At 36.8% G+C, this 26,108-nt stretch carries 26 protein-coding genes; 21 read left to right on the top strand and 5 right to left on the bottom strand.

The annotated features are described in order from the left end of the window. Positions 1 to 15: 15 nt before the first annotated feature. From NAT51_RS01155 to argH, 10 genes are all read left to right on the top strand, one after another. Positions 16 to 2,139 (top strand): Tex family protein, encoded by a 2,124-nt coding sequence (locus NAT51_RS01155; protein WP_250594234.1) that lies wholly within the window; start codon positions 16 to 18, stop codon positions 2,137 to 2,139. A 71-nt stretch (positions 2,140 to 2,210) separates the two neighbouring features. Then, on the top strand, positions 2,211 to 3,359 hold the full coding sequence (locus tag NAT51_RS01150) for a Fic family protein (protein WP_250594232.1): 1,149 nt from the start codon (positions 2,211 to 2,213) through the stop codon (positions 3,357 to 3,359). A 223-nt stretch (positions 3,360 to 3,582) separates the two neighbouring features. After that, on the top strand, positions 3,583 to 4,155 hold the full coding sequence (locus NAT51_RS01145) for an N-acetyltransferase (RefSeq protein ID WP_250594230.1): 573 nt from the start codon (positions 3,583 to 3,585) through the stop codon (positions 4,153 to 4,155). Continuing rightward, positions 4,124 to 5,335, top strand: a complete 1,212-nt coding sequence (locus NAT51_RS01140; protein WP_250594228.1) for an argininosuccinate synthase — start codon at positions 4,124 to 4,126, stop codon at positions 5,333 to 5,335. The genes NAT51_RS01145 and NAT51_RS01140 overlap by 32 nt, the downstream gene beginning before the upstream one ends. Then, positions 5,322 to 6,284, top strand: a complete 963-nt coding sequence (argC, locus tag NAT51_RS01135; RefSeq protein WP_250594226.1) for an N-acetyl-gamma-glutamyl-phosphate reductase — start codon at positions 5,322 to 5,324, stop codon at positions 6,282 to 6,284. Before NAT51_RS01140 ends, argC begins: the two co-directional genes overlap by 14 nt. 35 nt (positions 6,285 to 6,319) lie before the next feature. After that, a complete protein-coding gene (locus NAT51_RS01130) occupies positions 6,320 to 7,444 on the top strand; it encodes an aspartate aminotransferase family protein (protein ID WP_250594491.1) in 1,125 nt (374 codons plus the stop codon). A gap of 32 nt (positions 7,445 to 7,476) precedes the next feature. Next, a complete protein-coding gene (locus NAT51_RS01125; protein WP_250594224.1) occupies positions 7,477 to 8,424 on the top strand; it encodes an N-acetylornithine carbamoyltransferase in 948 nt (315 codons plus the stop codon). Between the two features lie 4 nt (positions 8,425 to 8,428). After that, entirely contained in the window at positions 8,429 to 9,202 is a 774-nt protein-coding gene (gene argB, locus NAT51_RS01120) for an acetylglutamate kinase (RefSeq protein WP_250594222.1), read from the top strand. A gap of 3 nt (positions 9,203 to 9,205) precedes the next feature. Then, a complete protein-coding gene (locus NAT51_RS01115; RefSeq protein ID WP_250594220.1) occupies positions 9,206 to 10,297 on the top strand; it encodes a M20 family metallo-hydrolase in 1,092 nt (363 codons plus the stop codon). Then, positions 10,272 to 11,582, top strand: coding sequence for an argininosuccinate lyase (argH, locus tag NAT51_RS01110; RefSeq protein ID WP_250594218.1), 1,311 nt, complete (start codon positions 10,272 to 10,274; stop codon positions 11,580 to 11,582). Before NAT51_RS01115 ends, argH begins: the two co-directional genes overlap by 26 nt. Here the strand turns inward: argH and NAT51_RS01105 are convergent. After that, complete coding sequence (locus tag NAT51_RS01105; protein ID WP_250594216.1) at positions 11,579 to 12,040, bottom strand: Lrp/AsnC family transcriptional regulator; 462 nt, start codon at positions 12,038 to 12,040, stop codon at positions 11,579 to 11,581. The genes argH and NAT51_RS01105 overlap by 4 nt on opposite strands. A gap of 24 nt (positions 12,041 to 12,064) precedes the next feature. Continuing rightward, positions 12,065 to 12,241: a twin-arginine translocase TatA/TatE family subunit gene (tatA, locus tag NAT51_RS01100; protein ID WP_250594214.1), complete on the bottom strand. Its 177-nt coding sequence runs from the start codon at positions 12,239 to 12,241 to the stop codon at positions 12,065 to 12,067. A 144-nt stretch (positions 12,242 to 12,385) separates the two neighbouring features. Between tatA and NAT51_RS01095 the strand changes: the two genes are divergently transcribed. From NAT51_RS01095 to NAT51_RS01055, 9 genes are read left to right on the top strand one after another with little or no spacing between them, the layout of a single operon-like run. Further along, entirely contained in the window at positions 12,386 to 12,859 is a 474-nt protein-coding gene (locus NAT51_RS01095) for a peptidase (protein ID WP_250594212.1), read from the top strand. Between the two features lie 53 nt (positions 12,860 to 12,912). After that, entirely contained in the window at positions 12,913 to 14,394 is a 1,482-nt protein-coding gene (locus NAT51_RS01090; protein WP_250594210.1) for a GH3 auxin-responsive promoter family protein, read from the top strand. A gap of 12 nt (positions 14,395 to 14,406) precedes the next feature. Further along, on the top strand, positions 14,407 to 15,282 hold the full coding sequence (locus tag NAT51_RS01085) for a carboxypeptidase-like regulatory domain-containing protein (RefSeq protein ID WP_250594208.1): 876 nt from the start codon (positions 14,407 to 14,409) through the stop codon (positions 15,280 to 15,282). Positions 15,283 to 15,324: 42 nt separating this feature from the next. Then, positions 15,325 to 17,010 (top strand): DUF6909 family protein, encoded by a 1,686-nt coding sequence (locus tag NAT51_RS01080; protein ID WP_250594206.1) that lies wholly within the window; start codon positions 15,325 to 15,327, stop codon positions 17,008 to 17,010. After that, entirely contained in the window at positions 17,010 to 17,561 is a 552-nt protein-coding gene (gene rfbC / locus NAT51_RS01075; protein ID WP_250594204.1) for a dTDP-4-dehydrorhamnose 3,5-epimerase, read from the top strand. The genes NAT51_RS01080 and rfbC overlap by 1 nt, the downstream gene beginning before the upstream one ends. After that, positions 17,555 to 18,406, top strand: coding sequence for a dTDP-4-dehydrorhamnose reductase (gene rfbD, locus NAT51_RS01070; RefSeq protein WP_250594202.1), 852 nt, complete (start codon positions 17,555 to 17,557; stop codon positions 18,404 to 18,406). The genes rfbC and rfbD overlap by 7 nt, the downstream gene beginning before the upstream one ends. Before the next feature lies 1 nt (position 18,407). Further along, on the top strand, positions 18,408 to 19,391 hold the full coding sequence (locus NAT51_RS01065) for a UDP-glucuronic acid decarboxylase family protein (RefSeq protein ID WP_250594200.1): 984 nt from the start codon (positions 18,408 to 18,410) through the stop codon (positions 19,389 to 19,391). 4 nt (positions 19,392 to 19,395) lie between these two features. Beyond that, entirely contained in the window at positions 19,396 to 20,754 is a 1,359-nt protein-coding gene (locus tag NAT51_RS01060; protein ID WP_250594198.1) for an undecaprenyl-phosphate glucose phosphotransferase, read from the top strand. Beyond that, positions 20,755 to 21,507, top strand: coding sequence for a glycosyltransferase family 2 protein (locus tag NAT51_RS01055; RefSeq protein WP_250594196.1), 753 nt, complete (start codon positions 20,755 to 20,757; stop codon positions 21,505 to 21,507). Here the strand turns inward: NAT51_RS01055 and NAT51_RS01050 are convergent. Then, the gene (locus NAT51_RS01050; RefSeq protein WP_250594195.1) at positions 21,504 to 22,814 is read right to left on the bottom strand and encodes a phenylacetate--CoA ligase family protein; all 1,311 of its coding nucleotides are present in this window, start codon (positions 22,812 to 22,814) and stop codon (positions 21,504 to 21,506) included. The genes NAT51_RS01055 and NAT51_RS01050 overlap by 4 nt on opposite strands. 111 nt (positions 22,815 to 22,925) lie before the next feature. Here NAT51_RS01050 and purD point away from each other — a divergent pair, with 111 nt between their 5' ends. Continuing rightward, the gene (gene purD / locus NAT51_RS01045) at positions 22,926 to 24,200 is read left to right on the top strand and encodes a phosphoribosylamine--glycine ligase (protein ID WP_250594193.1); all 1,275 of its coding nucleotides are present in this window, start codon (positions 22,926 to 22,928) and stop codon (positions 24,198 to 24,200) included. Here purD and NAT51_RS01040 read toward each other — a convergent pair. Further along, positions 24,192 to 24,422, bottom strand: a complete 231-nt coding sequence (locus tag NAT51_RS01040) for a DUF6341 family protein (RefSeq protein ID WP_250594191.1) — start codon at positions 24,420 to 24,422, stop codon at positions 24,192 to 24,194. The genes purD and NAT51_RS01040 overlap by 9 nt on opposite strands. A gap of 46 nt (positions 24,423 to 24,468) precedes the next feature. Between NAT51_RS01040 and NAT51_RS01035 the strand changes: the two genes are divergently transcribed. Next, the gene (locus tag NAT51_RS01035) at positions 24,469 to 25,401 is read left to right on the top strand and encodes a DUF6427 family protein (RefSeq protein WP_250594190.1); all 933 of its coding nucleotides are present in this window, start codon (positions 24,469 to 24,471) and stop codon (positions 25,399 to 25,401) included. On the opposite strand, the gene upp is transcribed toward NAT51_RS01035, so the two are convergent. Continuing rightward, on the bottom strand, positions 25,396 to 26,049 hold the full coding sequence (upp, locus tag NAT51_RS01030) for a uracil phosphoribosyltransferase (RefSeq protein ID WP_250594188.1): 654 nt from the start codon (positions 26,047 to 26,049) through the stop codon (positions 25,396 to 25,398). The two genes, NAT51_RS01035 and upp, sit on opposite strands and share 6 nt — an antisense overlap. Between the last annotated feature and the right edge of the window lie 59 nt (positions 26,050 to 26,108).

The following is a 26,108-nucleotide window of genomic DNA, read 5'->3' as shown; positions in this document are numbered from 1 at the left end:
ATTTTATTTTACCGAATGACAAATTTAGAATACATTTTAAAAGTGGTTTCGACCGTTCCAAAAAACATAGAAGCTACACTACAATTGCTTTCCGAAGACTGCACAATTCCATTTATTGCCCGTTACCGAAAGGATAAAACAGGAAATTTGGATGAGGTTGTGATTGAGCAAATTGCCAAACTGAACAAGCAATTCGACGAAATTGCCAAACGCAAGGAAAGTATTTTAAAATCGATCGAAGAGCAAAATGCCCTGACGCCTGAATTAAAATCAAAAATTGAAAACAGTTTTGACCTACAGGAAATAGAAGATTTATACCTTCCTTACAAAAAGAAAAAGAAGACGAAGGCTGATACAGCCCGTGAAAACGGATTGGAACCGTTGGCGAAAATCATCATGTCGCAACGCAATGACGATATCGAATTTTTGGCATCCAAATACCTGAATAATAAGGTAGCGAATGAAGATGAAGCCTTGCAGGGAGCCCGCGATATCATTGCTGAATGGATCAATGAAAATATTTACATCCGTAAAAATCTGCGTCGTATGTTCCAGCGAAAAGCGGAAATTACTACCAAAGTTGTTAAAACCAAAAAAGAGGACGAAGCGGCCCAAAAATTTTCCCAGTATTTCGATTGGGCAGAACCAATCAGTAAAGCACCTTCTCATCGTTTATTAGCGATGTTAAGAGCCGAAGCCGAAGGTTTTGTCAAACTGAACGTCGAAATCGAAAAAGAAGAAGCACTTTCATTTATTGAAGACAATATCATTAAATCAAATAACGATACCACCGAACATTTGGAACTGGCGATTAAAGACAGTTACAAGCGTTTACTTGAGCCTGCTATTTCCAATGAAACGTTACAGGAAGCGAAGGAAAAAGCAGATATCAAAGCCATTGATGTTTTTGCTGGAAATTTGAGTCAGTTATTGTTGGCGCCGCCTTTGGGTGAAAAGCGTATTTTGGCTATCGATCCTGGATTCAGGACAGGTTGTAAAGTGGTTTGTTTGGATGAAAAAGGTGATTTGCTGTATAACGAAACCATTTTCCCACACGCACCGCAAAATGAAACGACGATGGCGATGAAAAAAGTGAAATCAATGGTGAACGCTTATAACATTGAAGCGATTTCCATCGGTAACGGAACGGCAAGCCGTGAAACCGAATTTTTCATCAAGAAAATAGCTTTCGACAAAACTGTTCAGGTTTTTGTGGTTTCGGAAGCCGGAGCATCAGTATATTCAGCATCAAAAATTGCCCGTGAAGAGTTCGGAAGTTATGATGTAACGGTTCGTGGCGCGGTTTCTATCGGACGACGTTTATCCGATCCTTTGGCCGAATTGGTTAAAATCGACCCGAAATCCATCGGAGTGGGACAATACCAACACGATGTGGATCAGACTAAATTGAAAGAAGAACTGGATACCACTGTGGTTCGTTGTGTGAACTCGGTTGGAATTAATATCAATACGGCGAGTAAATCGCTTTTGAGTTATGTTTCGGGTATTGGTGAAAAAATGGCTGAGAACATTGTGGCGTACCGAAGTGAAAACGGCGCATTTGAAGAAAGAAGCCAACTGAAAAAAGTTCCGCGTTTGGGAGACAAAGCCTTCCAACAGGCAGCTGCTTTCATCCGAATCAAAGACGGTAAAAATCCATTGGACAACTCGGCAGTGCATCCTGAATCGTATAAAATGGTCGAGAAAATGGCAAAAGATTTGGGCGTAAAAGTTAATGAATTAATAGGAAGTAAGGAAAAAATCAGCCAGATTAAACCGGAGAATTATATTTCTGAAAACGTCGGAATCCTTGGTATTAAAGATATTCTGAAAGAATTAGAAAAACCGGGATTGGATCCACGTAAAGCAGCTAAAATTTTCGAGTTCGACCCGAATGTAAAAACAATTTCCGATGTGAGAAGCGGTATGATATTACCGGGAATTGTGAATAACATTACGGCTTTCGGTTGTTTTGTCGACATCGGAATCAAGGAAAGCGGATTGGTTCATATTTCCCAACTCAAAGACGGTTATGTCAGCGATGTGAATGAAGTTGTGAAACTCCATCAGCACGTACAGGTGAAAGTTGTTGAGGTTGATGAAAGTAGAAAGAGAATTCAATTGACGATGATTTTATAAACTGCAAATAAAGATAATTGTATTTGTACTTATACGGAAAACCGCAAATAAAAATAATTATATTTGTACTTATGCAAACAAGAGATATAAAAGATTTTAAAGCAGGTAATTGGCTTCAGCAATATGAATATAAAAGTTTCAGTCCTGAGAAAATATGTTTGCAATGGTTAATAAGTAATCCTGCAATTATTAGTAAATTAGGTGAAGCTGACAGATATTTGGGAAGGTTGGATGCATTTTCAGATTTGATTCCTGATATTGATTTTTTTATTAAAATGCATATCACGAAAGAAGCTACAGTTTCCAGTAAAATAGAAGGCACACAAACTTCGTTTGAAGAAGCGTTAATAAAAGAGGAAGATATAAATCCTGAAAAAAGAGATGACTGGAAAGAAGTTCACAATTACATTCAAGCTTTAAATGAAGCAGTTATTGAAATGGAACAATTACCTATTTCAAATAGGTTAATTAAGCAGACACATAAAATTTTATTACAGGGAGTCAGAGGAAAAGAAAAACTACCAGGAGAATATCGTACCAGTCAGAATTGGATAGGAAGCAGTTTAAAAGAGGCTGTATTTGTTCCTCCTGCACATCAGGAAATCCCAGAATTAATGTCAGATTTGGAAAAATTTATAAATTCTGATGTATTAGAATTGCCTGTAGAAGTTCCTCATTTGATAAAAATAGCTCTTATACACTATCAGTTCGAGACAATACACCCGTTTTTAGATGGAAATGGAAGAATTGGAAGATTGTTAATTACTTTGTATCTAATTGACAAAAAGTTATTGCAAAAACCGACTTTATATCTTTCTGATTTTTTTGAAAGAAATAGAAGAGATTATTATGATAATTTAACTTTAGTAAGAACTAAAGAGAATCTGGAAAATTGGTTATTATTTTTTTTGACGGGAGTAGTTGAAACAGCTCAAAAGAGTATTCAGACATTTCAAAATATTATTAAATTGAGGGATGAAATTGAATTGAATAAATTAATTCAGTTGGGAAGAAAACAAGTTGATGGAAAGAGATTAATCAACGAACTTTATAAACAACCAATCTTGGACGGTATGCAAATAGCCGAATTATTATCTGTTCACCCTTCTACAGCAAATAGGTTAATAGCTGATTTTGTTAACCTTGGGATTTTAAAAGAATTAACAGGTTATAAAAGAAACCGTATTTATGCTTTCGAAACATATATACGATTGTTTTAAAATAACTGGTAAAATTCTATAATGTAACATATTATATTTTTAAATATATGCCCTGATTTCAATTCGAAATCAGGGTTTTTTGTTTGGATAAAATATCTGATATTCATAAATATACAGGTTAAACCACTTGTTAAATTTATTTATAAAGATAAAATATCTGTTAAATTTTACTAAAAAAAGATATTATATCTATTTGTTTGTATATTTGCGCAAAAATTAATCTATGTTTAGTATTCAAATTGCAAATAATAACCACATTCACTTCGCCCAGACGATATGCGATGAGATGGAAGCATCTGCGAAAGTGAGAGGAACGGGTATTGCAAAGCGATCGGCTGAATATATTGTGGAAAAAATCCAGGAAGGAAAAGCAGTTATTGCTTTGACAGAAAATAAGGAATGGGCAGGGTTTTGTTATATCGAAACGTGGCAGAATGAAGAATATGTGGCGAATTCGGGATTGATTGTATCACCGGAATTCCGTCATAGCGGATTGGCAAGGATTATCAAATCTAAAATTTTTGAGCTTTCCAGAACCAAATACCCAAATTCCAAAATATTTGGATTAACCACAGGTTTAGCTGTGATGAGGATCAATTCGGAATTGGGTTATACACCGGTAACATACTCGGAATTAACCACCGATGAAAAATTCTGGAAAGGATGCCAGAGTTGTGTGAATTTCGAAATCCTGAAAAGTAAAAATTATAAAAATTGTTTGTGTACAGCCATGCTGTATGACGATAATATAAAAGAACAAAAAAATGCAAAGGAAGAAAATAGTATTAGCGTATAGTGGTGGTTTGGACACGACTTATTGTGCGGTGTATCTGAGTAAAATTGAAAATTATGAAGTGCATGCCGTAACGATCAATACAGGAGCTTTTGATCAGGATGAGATTGAAGTATTGGAAGAAAAAGCATTGCAATGTGGTGTGGCTTCATATACCTGCATTGATGTGCGCAAGGAATACTATGACGATTGCATAAAGTTTCTGATTTATGGGAACGTATTAAAAAACGGAACCTATCCTTTAAGTGTAAGTGCCGAAAGAGCGGTTCAGGCAAAAAGCATTGCCGAATATGCCATCCAACTTGGAATTAGCACAATTGCCCACGGAAGCACAGGCGCCGGAAACGACCAAGTGCGTTTTGATATGATTTTTAATCACTTGTTGCCTAATGTGGAAATTATTACGCCAATCAGAGATAAAAAACTGAGCAGAGATGCGGAAATCGAATTCCTGAAATCACACGGCGTGAGTTTCAATTTTGAAAAGGCGGTGTACAGTATCAACAAAGGATTGTGGGGTACTTCTGTAGGAGGAAAAGAAACCTTGACTTCGTATCAGAATTTACCCGAAGAAGCCTGGCCAACTCCGGTTTCTGCAACAGAGTCATTAGACATAACATTGACATTTAATGAAGGTGAACTGGTTTCGGTAAACGGCGAATCATTCGAACATCCGGCAATTGCCATCGAGTATTTACAGCAAATTGCCCAGCCATTCGGTATCGGAAGACACATCCACGTGGGTGACACTATAATTGGAATTAAAGGAAGAGTCGGTTTTGAAGCGGCAGCTCCGGAATTGATTATAAAAGGACACCATTTATTGGAAAAACATACACTGACCAAATGGCAATTGTTTTGGAAAGAACAATTATCGGGTTGGTATGGCAACTGGTTGCATGAAGGCCAAATGCTGGATCCGACCATGAGAGACATAGAAGCTTTCTTGACCAACACCCAAAAAACCGTTAACGGCGAGGTGTACATCACGTTGCACCCTTACCGCTATGAATTGAACGGCATTGAGAGTCCGTTTGATTTAATGTCGGCCAAATTCGGGTCGTATGGCGAAATGAACAACGGCTGGAGCGGAGAAGATGTGAAAGGATTTACAAAAATATTTGGAAACCAAACCTCGATTTACCATCAGGTTACTAAAGAATTGAGTGATGCAAACAATTAAAGCCGGAATTATTGGCGGTGCCGGATATACAGCCGGGGAATTACTCAGAATCCTGATTAACCACCCACAGGTGAAAATCGGATTTGTGCACAGTAAAAGCAATGCCGGTAATTTCATTTATGAAGTACATGATGATTTGTTCGGGGAAACTGATTTGAAGTTTTCGGCGACTTTCGATTCAAATGTTGACGTGGTGTTTTTCTGTGTGGCACATGGCGAAGCCAAAAAAGTGGTGACTGAATTTTCACCTTCGGTTAAGATAATCGATTTGAGTCAGGACCACAGGATAGCAGCAGATCATTCTTTTGTTTATGGTTTACCGGAATTAAACAAAGAAGCGATTCAGAATGCGAATTACGTCGCTAATCCAGGTTGTTTCGCCACAGCAATTCAGTTGGCACTTTTGCCTTTGGCCGAAGCCGGATTATTGAATGGAGAAGTATATGCTTCTTGCACGACAGGTTCCACCGGTGCTGGACAATCATTGACCGAAACATCGCATTTCAGTTGGAGGCAGAATAATTTGTCGGTATACAAAGCCTTTATGCACCAGCATTTGGCAGAAATTAATCAAAGCTTGTTACAGGCTCAGGACAACTATTCGGGCAACCTGTATATTTTACCACAAAGAGGTTCTTTTACCAGAGGTATTTTGGCCTGTATCACCTTGAAATCAGATAAAACCTTGAATGAATTGCAGGTTTTATTTGAAGACAAGTATCAGGATGAACCTTTTGTGTTTTTGGCACCAAAGAATTGTCACTTGAAACAAGTCGTGAATACCAACAAATGTTTGCTGTATCTGGAAAAAAATGAAGATGATGTCATGATCGTGAGTGTGATTGATAATTTACTGAAAGGAGCATCCGGTCAGGCAGTGCAAAACATGAATCTGATGTTCGGATTACCCGAAACAACCGGATTAAAATTAAAACCAAGTGCTTTTTAATTATGGAAACAACAATTATAGATAGTCCGGCACAAATGAACCTGTTCGATGTGTATTCGGTTTCAGATATCGAAATCGTAAAAGCATCAGGATCTGATTTGTGGGATAAAAACGGAAAACAATATTTGGATTTATACGGTGGACATGCAGTAATTTCAATAGGACACACACATCCTCATTATATTTCAAGCCTAACGGAACAATTGCAGAAAATCGGTTTTTATTCCAATTCGATTGTAATTGACCAACAAAAGCAACTGGCAGCTAAATTAGGGCAACTTTCGGCTTACACTGATTACCAGTTGTTTTTATGTAATTCGGGCGCAGAAGCAAACGAAAATGCCTTTAAACTGGCTTCTTTCCACAACGAAAGAAAAAAAATTATCGCTTTTAGCAAAGCTTTTCATGGTAGAACATCATTGGCGGTTGCCTGCACGGATAATCCTGCAATCGTAGCGCCGGTGAACGAAAACAACAACACAACTTTTTTACCATTAAATGACATTAATGCTTTCGACCAGGCTGTAAACGATGAGGTGTGCTGTGTGATTATCGAAGGAATTCAGGGCGTTGCCGGAATCCAGATTCCGGAGAAACAATTTCTGCAGTATGTTTCCCAAAAATGTACAGAACTGGGTATCGTTTTGATTTTGGATGAGGTGCAGTCGGGTTACGGAAGAACGGGGAAATTCTTTGCACATCAACACGCCGGAATCCAACCGGATATCATTACGGTGGCAAAAGGAATGGGCAACGGATTTCCAATTGCAGGAGTTTTGATTGCGCCGCACATTCAGTCTAAAAAAGAAATGCTCGGAACTACTTTCGGAGGAAACTATTTAGCTTGTGCCGCCGGATTAGCAGTTTTGGAAGTGATTGAAAAACAAAATCTGATGGAGAATGCCCAAAAAATGGGAGATTACCTGAAAGAGCAATTAGTTACCATTCCCAATATTAAGGAAATAAGAGGGAAGGGATTGATGATAGCCATCGAATTATATGAGCCTTGTGCCGCTGTCCGTAAAAGGTTATTAGAAGAATTCGGCATTTTTACCGGAACCGCGAGCAACAAAAATACCCTGAGAATTTTGCCTTCATTGGCAGTAACCAAAAAAGAACTGGATGCATTGTTAAAAGCTTTGAAAATTATTTTGAAGTAAACGTCCGGTTGGAAATGATTAATGAAAGAGAAATGAAACATTTTACAGCAGTAAACGATATAGAAGACCCCATGGCCTTGGTCAACGAAGCCATAACGCTTAAAAATTCAGGGGTAACAGATAAAATAGGGAAAAATAAAACCATCGGATTATTGTTCTTCAACTCAAGTCTGAGAACCAGAATGAGTACACAAAAAGCGGCTCAAAATCTGGGAATGGAAGTGATGATTTTGAATGTGAACAACGATGGTTGGGCATTGGAATTTGAAGAAGGAGCCGTGATGAACGGTAAAAGCGTGGAACACATCAAAGATGCAGCTTCTGTAATGGGATTGTATTGTGATATTCTGGCCATCCGTTGCTTCCCGAATCTGGAAAATAAAGAAGAAGATTATGCAGACAAGATCATTAATCAGTTTATTGAATATGCGAAAGTTCCGGTGGTGAGCCTGGAATCGGCAACGAGACATCCATTGCAGAGTTTGGCGGATATGATTACGATTCAGGAGCACAAAACCAAAGAAAAGCCGAAAGTGGTTTTGACCTGGGCGCCGCATATCAAACCGATTCCGCAGGTAGTAGCCAATTCATTTGCAGAGTGGACTTTGGCCAGCGGATATGATTTGACCATCACGCATCCGGAAGGCTACGAGTTGAGTTCGGCGTTTACAAAAGGAGCGACTATTGAAACCAATCAGGAAAAAGCATTACAGGATGCCGATTTTGTATATGTGAAAAATTGGTCTTCTTTCACTGATTATGGTAAAGTATTGCCAGTTGAAGAAGATTGGATGTTGACCAATGAAAAACTAAAAGTTACTAATTCGGCAAAAATAATGCATTGCTTGCCGGTGAGAAGAAATGTCGAAGTTTCTGATGAGGTTTTGGACAGCGAAAATTCGTTGATTCTGCAACAAGCCGAAAATAGGGTTTATGCAGTTCAGACAGTATTGAAAAAAATACTGGAATCTAATTTTTAAAGACATGGTACACGTAATAAAAATAGGCGGAAACATTATTGATGATACAGTGAAACTGGATGATTTTCTGAACAGATTTGCCAAGTTGAAAGGTCCGAAAATTTTGATTCACGGCGGTGGAAAATTGGCCACCAGCTTAGCAAAGGATTTGGATATAGAACAGCAAATTATTGACGGAAGACGTATTACTGATGCCGAGACTTTAAAGGTTACCGCGATGGTATATGCCGGATTGGTGAACAAAACCATTGTGGCCAAACTGCAGGCAAGATCATGTAATGCCATCGGTTTGAGCGGTGTCGACGGGAACAGCATCCAATCGGTTAAAAGGAATCATCCTACCATAGATTACGGTTGGGTTGGTGATGTGGAAAGTATCAACTTTGGTTTTCTGCAAAATCTGATTAATACAGGAATTGTTCCGGTTATCAGTCCGATTACGCACGACGGGAAAGGAAATTTATTAAATACGAACGCAGATACGATTGCTACGGAAGTGGCCATGTCGCTTTCGGAAGAAAATGATGTAAATCTGAGATTTTGTTTTGAAAAATTAGGTGTACTGACCAATCCGGATTTGGATGGTTCATGGCTGCGTGTCCTGGACAAAAATGAATACGAATGGCTTAAAGAACAGCAGGTTATTTCCAAAGGTATGTTGCCAAAACTCGAAAACGCTTTCAGAGCCAGTGAATCAAAAGTGGCAAAAGTAGAAATCTGCCACGCCGATTATGCCAGCGAACAAGGGGAAGCATTTATCGGAACATTAATAGTGTAAAAAATGAAACAGTTACAAAAAGAGGCATTGGAATTGCTTCAAAAGTTGATCAAGACCGAATCCTTTAGTAAACAGGAAGATAAAACCGCTGAAATCCTGAATGATTTTTTTGTTCAGAAAGGCATTCCAACAACCAGATTGCTACATAATGTTTGGGTAAAGAATCAATATTTTGATGATTCAAAACCGACAATCTTACTGAATTCACACCATGATACGGTAAAACCAAATAAACAGTATACCAGAGATCCGTTCAGCCCGGATATTGAAGATGGGATTTTGTACGGATTGGGAAGTAACGATGCCGGTGGACCGTTGGTTTCCCTAGCCGCTTGTTTTTTACATTTTTATGACAGACAGGACTTACAGTACAATTTGGTTTATGCGGCTACTGCAGAAGAAGAAATATCAGGGAATAATGGAGTCGAAATTGTTTTACCCCAATTAGGAGATATCTATTTCGGAATTGTGGGCGAACCAACAAAAATGGACATTGCCATCGCCGAAAAAGGTTTGTTTGTGATTGATTGCGTTGCCCACGGGAAATCAGGCCATGCCGCGCGAGAAGAAGGAGAAAACGCGATTTACAAAGCGTTGGCAGCTATCGAATGGTTCCGGACGTTTGAATTTCCGGAGGTATCGGAAATGCTGGGCAAAGTGAAAATGTCGGTAACGATTATCAATGCCGGAGTTCAACATAACGTGGTTCCGGAAAGTTGTCAATTTACAGTTGATATCAGAACGACAGATAAATACAATAACGAACAAGCTTTGGCTATTATCAAACAACATGTGGATTGTGAAGTGATTCCGCGTTCGACACGTTTGAATCCTTCTTTCGCACCGAAAGAGCATCCTATTGTACAAAGCGGCATCGCATTAGGAAGAGCTATTTATGCTTCGCCAACTACTTCAGATCAAGCTTTGATGAACGGCTTTCCAACGTTTAAAATGGGACCGGGCGACTCGGCAAGATCGCATACGGCCAATGAATATATTTATGTAGAAGAAATCAACAAAGGCATTGAAATTTATATTGAAATGCTTGAAAAATTTAATGAGACGGATAATGAAACTGTGGCAAAATACAACTGATACTATAAAAACTTCCATTGAAGAAATGGTGGAGCAATTCACTATTGGTCAGGATGCAATCTGGGATTTGTATCTGGCTGAAGCCGATATCAAAGGATCGCTTGCCCATACTTCGATGTTACACGAAATAGGATTACTGACTACGGAAGAATTGAAAGAAGCCCATGATGGTTTGGAAACAATTCTGAAAACCGTATACGATAAGACATTTATTATTGAAGAAGGAGTGGAAGATGTACATTCCCAGGTTGAATTACTATTAACCCAAATGAAAGGCGAAGTAGGCAAAAAAATACATGCAGGACGTTCAAGAAATGATCAGTCATTGCTGGATATCAAATTGTTCATCAAGTCGGAATTAAAACAGATTGTTGAAAAAACTGAAAAAGTTTTCGATAGCCTGATTGATTTGAGTGAAAAGCACAAAAACGATTTATTACCGGGTTATACGCATTTCCAACTGGCGATGCCTTCATCATTTGGGTTATGGTTTGGCGCTTATGCCGAAAGTCTTTGTGATGATCTGGAACTAATCCTTGCGGCATACCATATGGCAAACAAGAATCCATTGGGTTCTGGTGCGGGGTACGGTTCGTCATTTCCATTGAACAGAAATTTCACAACATTACTGCTCAATTTTGAGTCGATGAATCACAATGTGGTGTATGCACAGATGACGCGTGGAAAAATTGAAAAAGTGACAGCCATGGCTTTGTCCGGAATTGCTGCTACTTTGACAAAATTTTCGATGGATGTGTGTTTGTACATGAACCAGAATTTCGGATTTATTACTTTTCCAAAGGAATTGACTACCGGAAGCAGTATCATGCCACATAAAAAGAATCCGGATATTTTTGAACTGATCAGGGCAAAGTGTAACAGAATTCAGGCATTACCGAATGAACTGACATTATTGACGAATAATTTACCTTCGGGTTATCACAGGGATATGCAATTAACGAAGGAATGTTTGTTTCCGGCGATTATTTCTTTAAAAGAATGTTTGGATATACTTGAGGTGATGTTGGAAAATATCAGTATAAAAGAAAATATTTTATCAGATGAAAAATACTTGAACCTATTTACGGTTGAAGCCGTTAACGAATTGGTTTTATCCGGAATACCATTTAGGGAAGCGTATAAAATTGTTTCAAAACAGGTTGAAGAAAATCAGTTTGCTTACAATAGTAAAATTTTAAACCATACCCATGAAGGAAGTATTGGTAATTTACAAAACGATAAAATAAAAGAGGAATTTATCCAAAAAAGAAAAAAATTGGTTTAATCTTCCGGTAAATAATAGGAAGTTTCATTTTTTACCATGCTCATCACAATGTTGCTATGGTACTGACCGATGTTAGGAATATTGGCCAATTTGTTCACTACAAAATCATTGTAGGCTTCAATATCGGTAGTGGCGATTTTTAAGACATAATCATAAACGCCTGAAAGACTGGTTACTTCCAGTATTTCAGGCATTTTCATTACTTCTTCTTCGAAGCATTGTAAATTTTCCTTGGATTGTTGTTTAAGGGTTACATTACAATAGGCAAAAAGTTTAATACCCACTTTTGATGGATTGAGTATAACAGCACTTTTTCTAATGACTCCGGATTCTTCAAGATGTTTGATTCTTTCGTAAGTCGGAGTGTAGGATAACCCAACCATAGCCGCAACATCCTTCACAGAAAGTGTACAATCCTTCTGTAAAATATTGAGAATTTTTGCGTCTATTTTATCCATAAAAGAAAAGCAAACAGTAACTGTTTACTCTTTAGTTTCGTCTTCTTTTTTTGCAGTAGTATCTTCACCTTTGGAAGCTTTTTTGAACTCATTAAGTCCGCTTCCTAATCCTTTCATTAACTCCGGAATTTTTTTACCTCCAAAAAGTAATAAAACAACAACTAATATTATAAGAATTTCAGGAGTTCCAATTCTTCCCATGATAAATCAATTTGTGCTTTCGCGTGTTAAATATTCTGCAAAGATATTAAAGATAAATTCAAGACTTTCATTTTTTAACGATTTATTATTTATTGCCTTTCCAAAATCCGAAATTGCTATATTTGTAGATTAAGTTGCCCACTTATGACTAAGAAAAGATTAAAAAGAAAAGCTTTTTTTGATTCAATCAAAGCCAGACGCCGTTTGGTGATTATAAATGAAGAAACTTTTGAAGAACAGTTTTCACTGAAGCTGAGTATTTTGAATGTTTTCATATTAGGAAGTCTGGGTGCAATATTTTTGATTTCGGTGACCAGTTATATCATCGCTTTCACACCGCTGCGCGAATATATTCCCGGATATTCATCGACTCAATTGAAACAGGACGCTTTGTTACTTGGTATAAAAGCTGATTCATTGGAATTCCAGTTAAATAAAAACGATGAATACATTAAATCGGTGAAAAAGGTATTAACCGGTGATCTGGAATACGCGAAAGTCAATAAAGATTCGATTCTTGCTTCAGACTATGTTGACCCTTCCGAATATGAAATGGAAGCCGGCAAAGCAGAATTGGAACTCCGCAAACAAGTGCAGAAAGAAGCACAGAAAAAATAACAGATTGTCTTAAGAATTCTCAACGAATTAATGAGAAGATAATATTCATAAAAATGTCCATTAAATCTTTAATTGCCAAGCAATTTGCAAAATATATTCACCGGAAAACCCAGCGCTGGGCGAATCATCCTGTTGAAACCCAACAAAAAATTTTCCAACAATTAATCCATCTCGCCAAAGAAACACAATTTGGTAAAGACCATGATTTTTCCGGGATCAAATCATTTGAAGATTTTGTCAAAAGAGTTCCGGTCAGGGATTATGAAGAACTCCGCCCATACGTCGACCGTGTAGTTAGTGGAGAGGAAAATATTCTCTGGAGAGGAAAGCCGTTGTACTTTGCCAAAACTTCCGGTACGACTTCCGGTGCAAAATATATACCGCTGACCAAAGAATCGATGCCATATCACATTGAAGCGGCCCGAAATGCTATTTTGAGTTATATTCATGAAACCGGAAATGCTGATTTTGTTGATGGTAAAATGATTTTCCTGCAGGGAAGCCCTTCATTAGAGGAAAAGAACGGAATTAAACTGGGAAGACTTTCCGGAATCGTAGCTCATTATGTCCCGGAATACCTTCAGAAAAACCGCATGCCATCATGGGAAACAAATTGTATTGAAGATTGGGAAACCAAAGTGGAAGCTATTGTCGAAGAAACTTTTAACGAAGACATGGCGGTCATTTCAGGAATTCCATCCTGGGTACAGATGTACTTTGAAAAATTGGCAACAAAAGCGAATAAACCAGTAGGTGATATTTTTAAAAATTTCAATCTGTTTATTTACGGTGGTGTAAATTATGAACCATATAGGGCAAAATTTGAAAAAATGATTGGAAGAAAAGTGGATTCAATCGAGTTGTTCCCGGCTTCCGAAGGTTTTTTTGCCTATCAGGATTCCCAAAAAGAGAAAGGAATGTTACTTTTGCTGAATTCGGGTATTTTTTACGAATTCATAAAAGCCGATGAGTTTTTTACTGAAAACCCGCGCCGTTACACCATAGGTGAAGTAGAATTGGGAATCAATTACGCGTTGATTCTTTCCACAAACGCGGGTTTATGGGCATATAATATTGGAGACACCATTCAATTTACGAGCCTGAAACCTTATCGGGTTATCGTATCGGGACGCATCAAACATTATATTTCGGCTTTCGGCGAACATGTAATCGGTAAGGAAGTCGAAGCTGCCCTTAAAGAAGCCATGGAAGGAACCGATGTTCAGGTTAACGAATTTACGGTCGCACCTCAAATCAACCCGCAATCGGGATTGCCTTACCACGAATGGCTTATCGAATTTGAAAATGAACCATCCGATTTAGAACAGTTTTCACATGCTGTTGATCAGGCAATGCGATCACAAAATGTGTATTATGATGATTTGATAACCGGTAATGTGTTGCGCACGGTTGTCATTAAAAAAGTTGCTAAAAACGGATTCCAGGAGTACATGAAATCGATAGGCAAATTAGGCGGACAGAATAAATTACCGCGATTGAGCAACGACCGTAAAATTGCTGATTTTTTTAAGTAAAATAAATTGCTGATGAAAAAAATTTCATTCATATTCTTCTTCTTTTGTTTGAAGATTGTTGTATTTGCACAAGTTAAAGGGAAAGTAGTTGATGAAAATAATGAGCCGCTTCCATATGTAAATATTTTAGTAGAAAATGAAAATATAGGAACAACCTCAGATCTTGACGGTAGTTTTTCATTAAATATTAAAGAAGAAAAAATCTTAATCTTTTCTATTCTCGGATTTGAGAAAATCAAACTGAAATCTTCTCAGGTTTCATTGGTTAAAATGGTTCCGGCAACTTATCAATTGGGTGAAGTTGTAATCGGTAACAAAAAAGAAACAAAACAAATCGAAATCGGAAAAACCGAAAATGCCATCCGCCAGGCATTTGAAAACGGACCAAGATTTGACGCTAAATTTTTTCCTTATAAGGCCAATTACGGTAAGAATAAATACATCAAAAAAGTATCGGTTTATACCGAAAGCAATATTGATGAAGCGACAATCAAAATTCATTTTTATGAAGTGGATGCCAATGGTTTACCTGGGGATGAGTTAATTGAAAAAGACTTTATCGCCAAAGTTAAAAAAGGTTCAAGGATGACTCAGTTTGATCTTTCAAAATTAAATATGATTTTTCCAAAAAACGGATTATTTGTTGCTATCGAAAGATTGTTTATTGAAAGTAATAAGTATGAAAAAGAGGTTCCTGCTTCTGATCCCGGGAAAACAAAAACACATCGTACTTACTATCCGTTACCGTTTTACAATTTTGTGGAAAGAGAGTTCACCTATACTTTTTTAGGCGGAAAATGGACAAAGGAATTTAAGAGAGATGCCGAAGGATTACCAGTAAAAACAAGAGTTTTTGAACCTGCCATCAATCTAATCCTTACAAACTAAAAATAAAATCGTACCTTTGCGGGTTAGAAAATATAAAATTTAATGAAAGAGATTAAAAACATTTCGCGCTCAAGAGCGCAAGAGTCTTCGGGAGCTATCGAAAGACTGTACATTACGATGAGACATTTATTCAACAGAGGTTTCTACAAACCAATGGGTGTTTCTGGAGAAACTTTAAGAGAAGCTTTATTAGAACTTCGACCGGAAATTTACGGTTCAATCGCCGAAGAAAAAGTAGAATTAAACGGATTATTGTATGTAATTGAGCGTCTTCCGGTAGGAATCGAAGAATGCCGTTACATTAATTTGACTTCTGATGAAGGGTATTCCAAATCACATTTCCAACCCATTGTTCCGCCAAAACGCCGCAGAAACTGTTACCGTATTGACGACGAACAGATGAATGTGGAAATCACAAGGGGACGTTCGGATATCTATGATATCTTAACACACCTGACTTTTATTTTTATTGAGTCTCACAAGATTAAAGATAGAGTTTTAGTAGATGAAGAAGGAAAAGTATCGCGTGATTGGGAAAAACTGGAGCAAGCTGCACTTCAATCGAAAAAATTGACTTTGATTGAACGTGAAAAAGCAATTTCCCATGCTGCTAATGTATTAGGGAGAACTTTTGCTGAGGTTAGTGATATTTACGACGATTTCGGAAATAGTGCTTCACCGGACCGTTTCTTGCACATTGTGTACTGGTTAGGAAAAATCGCTATTGAAGAAGTGGTTGACAACAACAAGAGAACGATTACTTTCAGTCCGATATTGAGAGAACGTCTTGGACACCACATTTACGGTGATATCTGGGCAACCAATATCAAAAAGACTTTAGCTGACAATGGTTTGTTGGAAAGACCAATCCATATCATCAGTGCGAATATGCACAGTGTGATGAATTCGGTTTTTGCACCTTACGTATTGGCTTCAAAATACAAAGGAAAAGGAGAATACCAGATTTATGAAGATTTATCTGCTTCTGGAAGTAAAGAACTACGTAAAAAAGTAGAAGATTTTGCTTTACAGCACGGAATGATTTCACAACCTGATGAATCCGGAACGAATATTGATGTTCAGATTTTTGATACAGCCAAATTCGACTGGAAGAAAACGGCCTTCCCAAGTGCTAAAATCAATAGCGCGGCACCGGTTTTAATCGTAATGGACTACGCTTTCGGTGAACAGGCTTTTGAAACAATCGACGAGCTTTTGAAACCTTATAAAGTCGAGAAAAAGAAAACATTATTGAATGTAGAATCGGTTTCAATTATGGGTAAAGCCGGAATCCTTGAAGGCGGAAAAGGAGATATCATGATCCCGAATGCACACGTGAATGAAGGAACTGCTGATAACTATCCGTTTGAAAACGAATTGACAGCCGAAATGTTTGAAGGAAATGATATTCCGGTATATGCAGGTCCGATGATTACCGTATTGGGAACATCACTTCAAAACAGGGATTTATTGAAATTCTTCCATGAATCAACTTGGGCAGCAATCGGACTGGAAATGGAAGGTGCTTACTACCAGAAAGCGATTCAGTCGGCTTCCAGAATCCGTAAGAGTATCAATCCTGACGTGAAAGTACGTTACGCATATTATGCTTCTGATAACCCACTGGAAACCGGAAGTACATTGGCTTCAGGAGGTTTGGGAACAACTGGTGTAAAACCAACTTACTTGATTACAATTAAGATTTTAGAGCAAATATTTAACTGTTAATGAATTTTATTGAAACCAATCTTCAGGGTTGTTTTATTATAGAACCTAAAGTTTTCCATGATGACCGCGGTCATTTCATGGAAAGCTTTAATCAAAATACGTTTGAGAACGGAATTGGACAAAAAATTAATTTCGTTCAGGATAATCAATCTTTTTCCACAAAAGGTGTTTTACGTGGTTTGCATTATCAATGTGGAGAATATGCACAGGCAAAATTAGTCCGTGTTTTAGAAGGAGAGGTTTTGGATGTAGCTGTTGATTTACGTCTGGATTCTCCAAGCTACGGACAATCGTATTCTATTGTCCTTACAGCGGAAAACAAAAAGCAATTTTTCATTCCAAGAGGATTTGCCCATGGATTTTTGGTATTGAGTGATACAGCAACTTTCTTTTATAAATGTGATAACTTCTATAATAAAGAAAGTGAAGGAGGTTTGATTTTCAATGATGCCACAGTAAATATCGATTGGAGATTTCCAGCAGATGAATTGATTATTTCCGAAAAGGATCAAGTGTTGCCTACATTGGAAAACGCAAAAAAAGTATGGTAGTTTTAGTAACCGGAGCATCGGGACAGTTAGGACAGTCTTTGCAATATATCCAATCAAAGTATCCTGAAATTGAATTTATTTTTGCTACCTCAAAAGATCTGGATATTACTAATGAAGAAAAAGTTTCTTGGTTTTTTGAAACGAATGCAATAGATTTTTGCATCAACGCTGCTGCTTATACTGCTGTGGATAAAGCTGAGTCTGAATTTGAAAAAGCACATTTGGTAAATGTCATTGGTCCTGAAAATTTAGCTAAAGCCTGTCAAAATTCTGGAGCAACGTTAATTCATATTTCAACAGATTTTGTTTTTGACGGAACCTCTTCAGTCCCTTATCTGGAAACGGATCAGACAAACCCTATCGGTGTTTACGGCCAGACTAAACTGGATGGTGAAAAGAAAGTAACGGAGAATTGTGAAAAATACTATATCATCAGAACTTCATGGGTATACTCCCAATTCGGGAGTAATTTTATGAAAACCATGCTTCGTTTAGCACAGGATAGAGATACTTTGAATGTAGTAAGCGATCAAATTGGGACACCAACAAATGCCGTTGATTTGGCAGAAGCTATTCTATCAATTATTGAGCACCCAAATTCTACCGATGGACAAAATTCTGGAATTTATAATTTCAGTAATGAAGGAATTTGTTCATGGTTTGGTTTTGCAAAAGAAATTTTCAGAATTAATACTATTAATATAACTGTAAATCCAATTCCTACAGAAGCTTATCCAACACCGGCGAAAAGACCGTCATATAGTGTTTTGGATAAGAGTAAAATAAAAGCGATATTTGATATCAATATAAAACCGTGGCAGGAAAGTCTGTTACAAACCTTATAAAATGAAAAGAGTTTTAATTACCGGAGCGGCTGGTTTTTTAGGTTCACATTTATGTGACCGTTTTATTAAAGAAGGATACCATGTAATTGGTATGGACAATTTAATTACGGGAGACTTAAAGAATATTGAACATTTATTCAAATTGGAGCATTTTGAATTTTACCATCATGATGTTTCAAAATTTGTTCACGTTCCAGGAGAATTAGACTATATTTTACATTTTGCTTCACCGGCAAGTCCAATAGATTATTTAAAAATCCCGATACAAACCTTGAAAGTTGGTTCTTTGGGAACACACAATTTATTAGGTTTGGCAAGAGTGAAAAAGGCACGTATTTTAATTGCATCAACTTCTGAAGTATATGGTGACCCTTTGATTCATCCGCAAACTGAAGATTATTTCGGAAATGTAAATACGATAGGGCCACGTGGTGTATATGATGAAGCAAAACGTTTTCAGGAGTCCATTACCATGGCTTACCACCGTTTTCACGGTTTGGAAACACGTATTGTGCGTATATTTAATACTTACGGACCAAGAATGCGTCTCAACGACGGTCGTGTAATTCCGGCATTTATTGGACAAGCATTACGTGGAGAAGATTTGACGATTTTTGGAGATGGATTGCAAACCCGTTCGTTTTGTTATGTTGATGACCAGGTGGAAGGAATTTACAGATTGCTTCTTTCTGATTATACGCAACCTGTAAATATTGGGAACCCGGATGAAATAACAATTAAGGATTTTGCTGAAGAAATCATCAAGCTAACCGGTACGAATCAGAAAATCGTATACCACCCGTTGCCTGAAAACGATCCGTTGCAGCGTCAGCCGGATACAACTGTAGCTAAAAACATTTTAGGTTGGGAAGCAAAAGTAAGCCGTTCAGAAGGAATGAAAATTACCTATGAGTATTTTAAATCGTTGCCTAAAGAAGAATTATTGAAAGAAGCCCATAAAGATTTCAAGGATTATATAAAATAAATAGGTGACAAAAGGAAGGTATTCAAAATATATTAGACCCATCAGTGTGGTTATTGATTTTTTTCTGCTGGTGATTCTAGCAGAAATATTTTTGAATAACTTTAATGTTTATCTGCCTTATTTTTTGCTGTTTCAATTAATTTCGTGGAGTGTAATTTCTTATTTTACAGAATTTTACGAAGTTTTCCGTTTCACAAAACCAGCAGAGATTTTAGCTAAACTGGTTAAGCAATTCACGCTTTTTACATTAGTGGTTATTGCTTATTTTTCGGTAGCACGTGAAATTATTCCCAGTTTTAAACAATTCCTGATTTTTATCGGATTTACATTTTTGTACATTACTCTTTTTAAAGGATTGTTATTCTATTACCTCAAAAAATATCGGATTGTTTTAGGAGGAAATTATCGCAGGGTAATTATAATAGGTCATACGGAAAGTGCGATTAACCTTAAAAAACTATTTATAACCCGGCCTGATTATGGTTACCGTTTTTTTGGATTTTTTTCGGATAAAGTTGATGATGATGAGGTAGTGGGTAAAATTGATGATATTCAGGATTTTGTACTGAAGAATAAAATTGATGACATATACTGTGCACTGAAAGAACTTTCGGAAGAGGAATTGAAAGAATTAGTTGAGTTTTCGGATTATCACCGTATTACAATTAAATTTATACCTGAAGGAAGTGAAATTTACTCTAAAAGTCTTAAGATTGATTATTACGAGTTTTTTCCTGTTTTATCCCTAAAAAGAACACCTCTTAACGATCTGCCGAATAAGATTGTTAAACGGTTGTTCGATATAGTATTCTCTTTACTTATCGTAATTTTTGTATTTTCATGGCTTATACCATTAGTGGCTATTTTAATCAAAATAGAATCAAAAGGGCCTGTTTTTTTTAAACAGGGACGACCCGGGCTGGATCAAAATGAATTTTTTTGTTATAAGTTCCGTTCGATGTATATCAATGAAAAAACAGAGGAAATGACTACTAAAAACGACCCTAGGATCACAAAAATAGGTGCTTTTTTACGTCGGACAAGTATGGATGAAATGCCTCAATTCTTAAATGTGATTCTTGGAGATATGTCAATTGTGGGACCAAGACCGCATTTATGGATACACAATAATGAATACCAGAAAAAGATAAAGAAATATAATGTCAGATTACATGTAAAGCCTGGAATTACAGGATTAGCACAGGTAAAAGGCTACCGTGGGGAAATCGAAACCGATGATGAGATGGTGAAGCGCATCAAGTATGATGTTTTTTATATTGAGAACTGGTCATTATTTCTCGATATCAAAATTATTCTTTTAACGGTGATCAATATTTTCAGAGGACAAGAAAAAGCATATTAAATGAGTGAACTGGTTTCCATTATTACCCCAACCTATAATTCTGAAAAATTTATTGCAGATACCATTCAGTCGGTTCAAAAACAAACACATACGAACTGGGAAATGATTATCGTGGACGATTGTTCTTCTGATAAAACTGTTGAAGTAATCCAGAATATGATGGAAGATGACCACCGTATTCATTTAATTCAACTGACTAAAAATTCCGGTGCTTCAAGAGCGCGTAATAAAGGGATTGAACAGGTTAAGGGTGACTTTATGACTTTCTTGGATGCTGATGATATCTGGTTTCCTGATTTTATCCAAAACAGTATTGCAACTATCAAAGAAACCGGAATCCATTTTGTATTCTCTTCCTACAGACGCTCAAATGAGAATCTGGAATTTGTCTATTCTGATTTTATCGTACCCGAAAAAGTTACGTATACTGATATACTAAAAAGTAATTCCATCAGTTGTCTGACTGCCTTTCTGGATGTAAAAACATTAGGGATAAAATTTATGCCAGACATCAGAAAAAGACAGGATATGGGACTTTGGCTGAAATATTTGAAAGATATTCCTTTTGCATACGGCATACAAAAGCCCCAAGCTATTTACCGAATCCGTGAAAACTCACTGTCACGCAACAAAAAAAATCTCATCAAGTACCAATGGCAGTTTTACCGGGAAGTTGAGAAATTAAATGTTTTTGCTTCTGCATATTATATGTTGCACTGGATGTACCGTGGTTTTAGGAAATACAGAAATTAAACCATCGACTGGAATTGTTTCAGTTTTCCGCGCGTTGTTCTTTGTAATGTTTCTCTTCGGTTAAAAGAAAAATTTAAACCGGGTTCCAGATATAAGGCAATTGCTTCTTCTATCTTTTTAATTTGACTTAAATCGAGTTCTTTTTTACTTACATAATCAATTTCGAAGGTGTCTTTCTGTAGTTGTCTGATGATAAATTCCTTCACATTTCCATCATCTTCAATAATGCTTTTGGTTACATAATAAAAGGTCAAACCGGGTGATTTTTTACCGCTTGGTAAAATTGCCACATCATTAGTGCGCCCGATTAACTTTTTTAAAATAGGCTTTTGGACAGTACTTTTTTCGTCCAAAATACCAATATCACCAATATCATAACGAATAAAAGGATGGGCTTTATTGAATAACGAAGTGATAACAATTTTTCCTTCCTGGCCATATGGTAAAGGCTGGTTGTTATCATCCAAAACTTCCACAAACAAAGTTTCGGAGTTGATTTGCCACTCTCCATTGGTATTCTGAAAGGCAATTAAATCGAGTTCGGAAGCACCGTATTCGTTTACAACCGGAACACCTAAATATTTCTCCAATAATATTTTATCTTCTTCAAAAAGCATTTCTGAAGTAACCATGCAGACTTTCAGTGTTGGGCATACATCTGTTAAAATGATATTCTTCTGTTGGAGAAATTTAGCAAACAATACAAGCGAACTGGTATAGCCGTTGATGTAATCAAATTTTTTCCGGCTGAATTTCTTTAGCACATTTTCCAGTACTTTATCGGATAAATCAAAAATTGAAAACCGGTAACGTTTCCCTAAAAAATCCTTGATCCGCTCTTTGGTATATCCAAAAAAATCTAACGGAATTCCGTAAAAACGGGCTTGAAAGGATTGGTTAAAATTGATACTGTACCAGCCAAAACGGTAAATAATCGATGCCCAGGTAATGGCGTGTGCATATTTGTCTTTGGCAAAAATAAACGGGTCTCCGCTTGACCCTGAAGTTTTGTTCTTAAAAACAGTTTTTTCGGAATACCCTTCGGAAAGTCTTTCAGCCAATGGCTTTTGAAAATCTTTTTTGGTCATCACCGGAATTTCCGCCCAATGACTTATTGTTGGCCGACCTACGAAATCACGGTAATAGGTATTGTGTTGCAAATGATAGGCAACAATTTCATTTTTTCTTTTCTCAACAAACTCGGAATGCTCTGTTTCTGATAGCGTAAGAATCCTTTTGAATTCCGAGATTGCTTCCTTCATGGGGAAACCATTCAATAACAAGGACCAATCAAAAAACCGAATCATATGGGAATATTTGTCCAAAAATAGGAAATATGATACAGAAAGCCGTTGCTAATTGTTTTTTTTCTGTTCAAAACAAGCTATTTTTGCACCACAAACAACAACACAACAATCATGACAATTTTACTTTTAGGTTCAGGAGGAAGAGAACATGCCTTAGCATGGAAAATGTTACAAAGCGCTAAATGCCAACAACTTTTTGTAGCGCCGGGTAATGCCGGTACTTCTCAAATTGCTACCAATGTTATTCTTAATCCATTGGATTTTATTGCGGTTAAAGATTTCGTATTACAGAATAATGTGGATATGGTAGTGGTTGGCCCCGAAGATCCATTAGTACATGGAATTTATGATTTTTTCAAAAATGACGGTCAAATCAATCACATTCCGGTTATCGGTCCGTCAAAAATTGGTGCACAACTGGAAGGAAGTAAAGAATTTGCCAAAGAGTTTTTGGTAAAACACAATATTCCTACTGCGCGTTACGAAAGTTTTACAAAAGTAACTGTTGAAGCAGGTTGCGAATTTTTAACAACGTTGGAAGCACCGTATGTTTTGAAAGCAGATGGATTAGCTGCCGGTAAAGGAGTTTTAATTCTGAACGATTTGGCAGAAGCTCAACAAGAATTGAGAAATATGCTGGTTGACGCTAAATTTGGAGCTGCTTCTTCAAAAGTGGTTATTGAAGAATTTTTGGACGGAATTGAATTAAGTTGTTTCGTCCTGACGGATGGTAAATCGTATAAAATTTTACCAACGGCTAAAGATTACAAACGTATTGGGGAAGGTGATACAGGATTGAATACAGGCGGAATGGGAGCAGTTTCTCCGGTTCCTTTTGCAGATGCGGTTTTAATGGAAAAAATTGAAACCCGAATTGTAAAACCAACAGTTGAAGGATTACAAAAAGATAATATCGAATATAAAGGATTTGTTTTCATTGGATTAATCAATGTAAAAGGAGAACCGATGGTGATTGAATATAACGTTCGTATGGGTGATCCGGAGACCGAAGTTGTAATGCCTAGAATAAAATCAGATTTAGTGGAACTTTTTGAAGCAGTTGGTCAACAAAAGCTTGAGGATGCTGTTTTGGAGATTGACGAAAGAAGCGCTACGACAATCATCATAGCATCAGGAGGTTATCCGGAAGATTATGAAAAAGGAAAAGTGATTTCAGGAATTGAAACAATTGAAGATTCTATTGTTTTCCATGCAGGTACAAAAGAAGATAACGGAAATATAGTGACTAACGGAGGGCGTGTTTTAGCGATTACTTCTTATGGGAATGATTTCCAGGAGGCCATAAAAAAATCTTACCAAAATATAGATAAACTACATTTTGATAAGATGTATTTTAGAAAAGATATCGGCCGCGACTTACTTTAAAAAAGAGTGAGCAGTAGTATCTTGTTCGTCTTCGTTATTGTCTTTGAAAATCTGTAATTGCTTCGTCCAGTAAACGATATAGTAACTGATGATTCCCCAAAGAACCCAGTTTACGATGTTAGCGATCCACCAGTTGTTCAACTCAGTCGCACGCATTAAATCGTGTGGAGCAAAAAGGATTTGTTCAAATAACCAAGCAATTGCTTCAAAAAATGATTTCATCTTTTTTATGTATTATATTTACCAAGCAAAAATATAAAATATACTTATGATTACAAGCATTTTTAGTAAATCTAGACCAATAAATTACATTTTGATCACCGTGTTGATGATCACTTGTTTTTCAATTTATCAGTTTAGCACTAATTACAATACTATATCCAACCTTGAAATTGGACTCAAGGTTGTTTTTCTGTTAATGCTGATCGGGTCATTGTTCATCACGAATTTTATTACCAAAAAGAATGGTTTGAGTAAAGACAACAGTTATACATTTCTGTTGTTTTGTATATTTTTCATCCTTTTTCCCACGACTTTGTCCAATGGGAATTTGATTTTATCCAATGCTTTTATTTTGCTGGCACTTCGTAGATTGATTTCATTACAGTCATTAATCACACCGAAGGAGAAAATATTTGATGCTTCTTTGTGGATTTTCATTGCCAGTTTATTTCACTTCTGGAGTATTATTTTTATACTGTTGGTTTTTATTTCGATTATTTTCCACGTTTCGAGGGATTACCGGAATTGGATTATTCCATTCATTGCATTGGCAGCGGTAGCAGTGATCACGGTGCTTTTATCCTTGATTTTCGATATTGGGTTTTTAAGTAAATATATCCACAGTACAGGGATTGATATTGATTTGGCTTATATTGAAAACGTTTTCCAGAGTTTTTCCCTTGGCGTTTATATTCTTACAAGCGTAGTTGCATTTGTTACAATGTTGTTTATTTTGACGAACAAACCACTCAATTTACAGGCATCTTATAAAAAGGTTATTTTTGCTTTTATCTTGGGTCTTATTGTATTTTTTATTTCGCCAAATAAAGAGAACAGCTATTTGATTTTTACTTTTGTACCGGTTGCAATCATGCTGACAAATTACTTGGAAACCATAGAAAAATACTGGATAAAAGAAAGTATTTTGGGAATACTGTTCTTGTCCAGTTTAATAAATTATATTCTGAGATTGTTATAGCTTGCTACCGTAAGCTAAATCACCGGCGTCCCCAAGACCCGGAACGATATAGTTTTTTTCGTTAAGTTTTTCATCTAAGGCAGCTACCCATAAGTGGCAGTTTTCCGGTAAATTTTCTTGGAGGTAAGCTACGCCTTCCGGAGCTGCAATGACAACAGCAATGTGGATTTCTTTTGGTTTTTGCTCCAAATGCAGTTTTTGTAAAACAGCAACAATTGATTGTCCCGTTGCCAGCATCGGATCAATCAAAATAAGATTTTTATCTTCAAAAGAAGGAGCAGCCTGATATTCGACTAAGATATCGAAAGCATCATCATTGTTGTAATGGTGACGGTAAGCAGATACAAATCCGTTTTCCGCATCATCAAAAAAATTCATGAATCCTTGGTGTAAAGCTAAACCCGCCCTTAAAATCGAACACAAAACTACTGGCTCGGCAATGGTTGTCGTATGTTTGATGCCTAGAGGTGTTTGCACATCAATATTTTTATAGTCCAAAGTCTTACTCAATTCATAAGCCATAATTTCACCAATCCGCTCTATATTTTTACGAAAACGCATGCTGTCTTTCTGTATGTGGATATCACGTAATTGGGTAAGAAAATGATTCAGAATACTATTTTGTTCCGAAATGTAATGGATGTGCATTTTGATAAATTTTACAAATTCAGGATAAAAGTACAAAAAAACGCTACTTTTGTAAAAAA

The organism is Flavobacterium amniphilum (assembly GCF_023634845.1).
In the GTDB taxonomy this organism is placed as follows: Bacteria; Bacteroidota; Bacteroidia; order Flavobacteriales; family Flavobacteriaceae; genus Flavobacterium; species Flavobacterium amniphilum.
This window is presented reverse-complemented; position numbering and strand designations above follow the sequence as displayed.

Bases quoted from the DNA above. Each gene is read 5' to 3' on its own strand.
- NAT51_RS01040 (WP_250594191.1), bottom strand. From the start codon at position 24,422: ATGAAATCATTTTTTGAAGCAATTGCTTGGTTATTTGAACAAATCCTT.
- NAT51_RS01095 (WP_250594212.1), top strand. From the start codon at position 12,386: ATGACTAAGAAAAGATTAAAAAGAAAAGCTTTTTTTGATTCAATCAAA.
- NAT51_RS01140 (WP_250594228.1), top strand. From the start codon at position 4,124: ATGCAAAGGAAGAAAATAGTATTAGCGTATAGTGGTGGTTTGGACACG.
- rfbC (WP_250594204.1), top strand. From the start codon at position 17,010: ATGAATTTTATTGAAACCAATCTTCAGGGTTGTTTTATTATAGAACCT.
- NAT51_RS01145 (WP_250594230.1), top strand. From the start codon at position 3,583: ATGTTTAGTATTCAAATTGCAAATAATAACCACATTCACTTCGCCCAG.
- argC (WP_250594226.1), top strand. From the start codon at position 5,322: ATGCAAACAATTAAAGCCGGAATTATTGGCGGTGCCGGATATACAGCC.
- NAT51_RS01115 (WP_250594220.1), top strand. From the start codon at position 9,206: ATGAAACAGTTACAAAAAGAGGCATTGGAATTGCTTCAAAAGTTGATC.
- NAT51_RS01150 (WP_250594232.1), top strand. From the start codon at position 2,211: ATGCAAACAAGAGATATAAAAGATTTTAAAGCAGGTAATTGGCTTCAG.
- tatA (WP_250594214.1), bottom strand. From the start codon at position 12,241: ATGGGAAGAATTGGAACTCCTGAAATTCTTATAATATTAGTTGTTGTT.
- NAT51_RS01065 (WP_250594200.1), top strand. From the start codon at position 18,408: ATGAAAAGAGTTTTAATTACCGGAGCGGCTGGTTTTTTAGGTTCACAT.
- NAT51_RS01080 (WP_250594206.1), top strand. From the start codon at position 15,325: ATGAAAGAGATTAAAAACATTTCGCGCTCAAGAGCGCAAGAGTCTTCG.
- NAT51_RS01105 (WP_250594216.1), bottom strand. From the start codon at position 12,040: ATGGATAAAATAGACGCAAAAATTCTCAATATTTTACAGAAGGATTGT.
- NAT51_RS01050 (WP_250594195.1), bottom strand. From the start codon at position 22,814: ATGATTCGGTTTTTTGATTGGTCCTTGTTATTGAATGGTTTCCCCATG.
- NAT51_RS01085 (WP_250594208.1), top strand. From the start codon at position 14,407: ATGAAAAAAATTTCATTCATATTCTTCTTCTTTTGTTTGAAGATTGTT.
- argB (WP_250594222.1), top strand. From the start codon at position 8,429: ATGGTACACGTAATAAAAATAGGCGGAAACATTATTGATGATACAGTG.
- NAT51_RS01130 (WP_250594491.1), top strand. From the start codon at position 6,320: ATGAACCTGTTCGATGTGTATTCGGTTTCAGATATCGAAATCGTAAAA.
- purD (WP_250594193.1), top strand. From the start codon at position 22,926: ATGACAATTTTACTTTTAGGTTCAGGAGGAAGAGAACATGCCTTAGCA.
- NAT51_RS01035 (WP_250594190.1), top strand. From the start codon at position 24,469: ATGATTACAAGCATTTTTAGTAAATCTAGACCAATAAATTACATTTTG.
- NAT51_RS01155 (WP_250594234.1), top strand. From the start codon at position 16: ATGACAAATTTAGAATACATTTTAAAAGTGGTTTCGACCGTTCCAAAA.
- argH (WP_250594218.1), top strand. From the start codon at position 10,272: ATGAAACTGTGGCAAAATACAACTGATACTATAAAAACTTCCATTGAA.
- upp (WP_250594188.1), bottom strand. From the start codon at position 26,049: ATGCACATCCATTACATTTCGGAACAAAATAGTATTCTGAATCATTTT.
- NAT51_RS01125 (WP_250594224.1), top strand. From the start codon at position 7,477: ATGAAACATTTTACAGCAGTAAACGATATAGAAGACCCCATGGCCTTG.
- NAT51_RS01090 (WP_250594210.1), top strand. From the start codon at position 12,913: ATGTCCATTAAATCTTTAATTGCCAAGCAATTTGCAAAATATATTCAC.
- NAT51_RS01055 (WP_250594196.1), top strand. From the start codon at position 20,755: ATGAGTGAACTGGTTTCCATTATTACCCCAACCTATAATTCTGAAAAA.
- rfbD (WP_250594202.1), top strand. From the start codon at position 17,555: ATGGTAGTTTTAGTAACCGGAGCATCGGGACAGTTAGGACAGTCTTTG.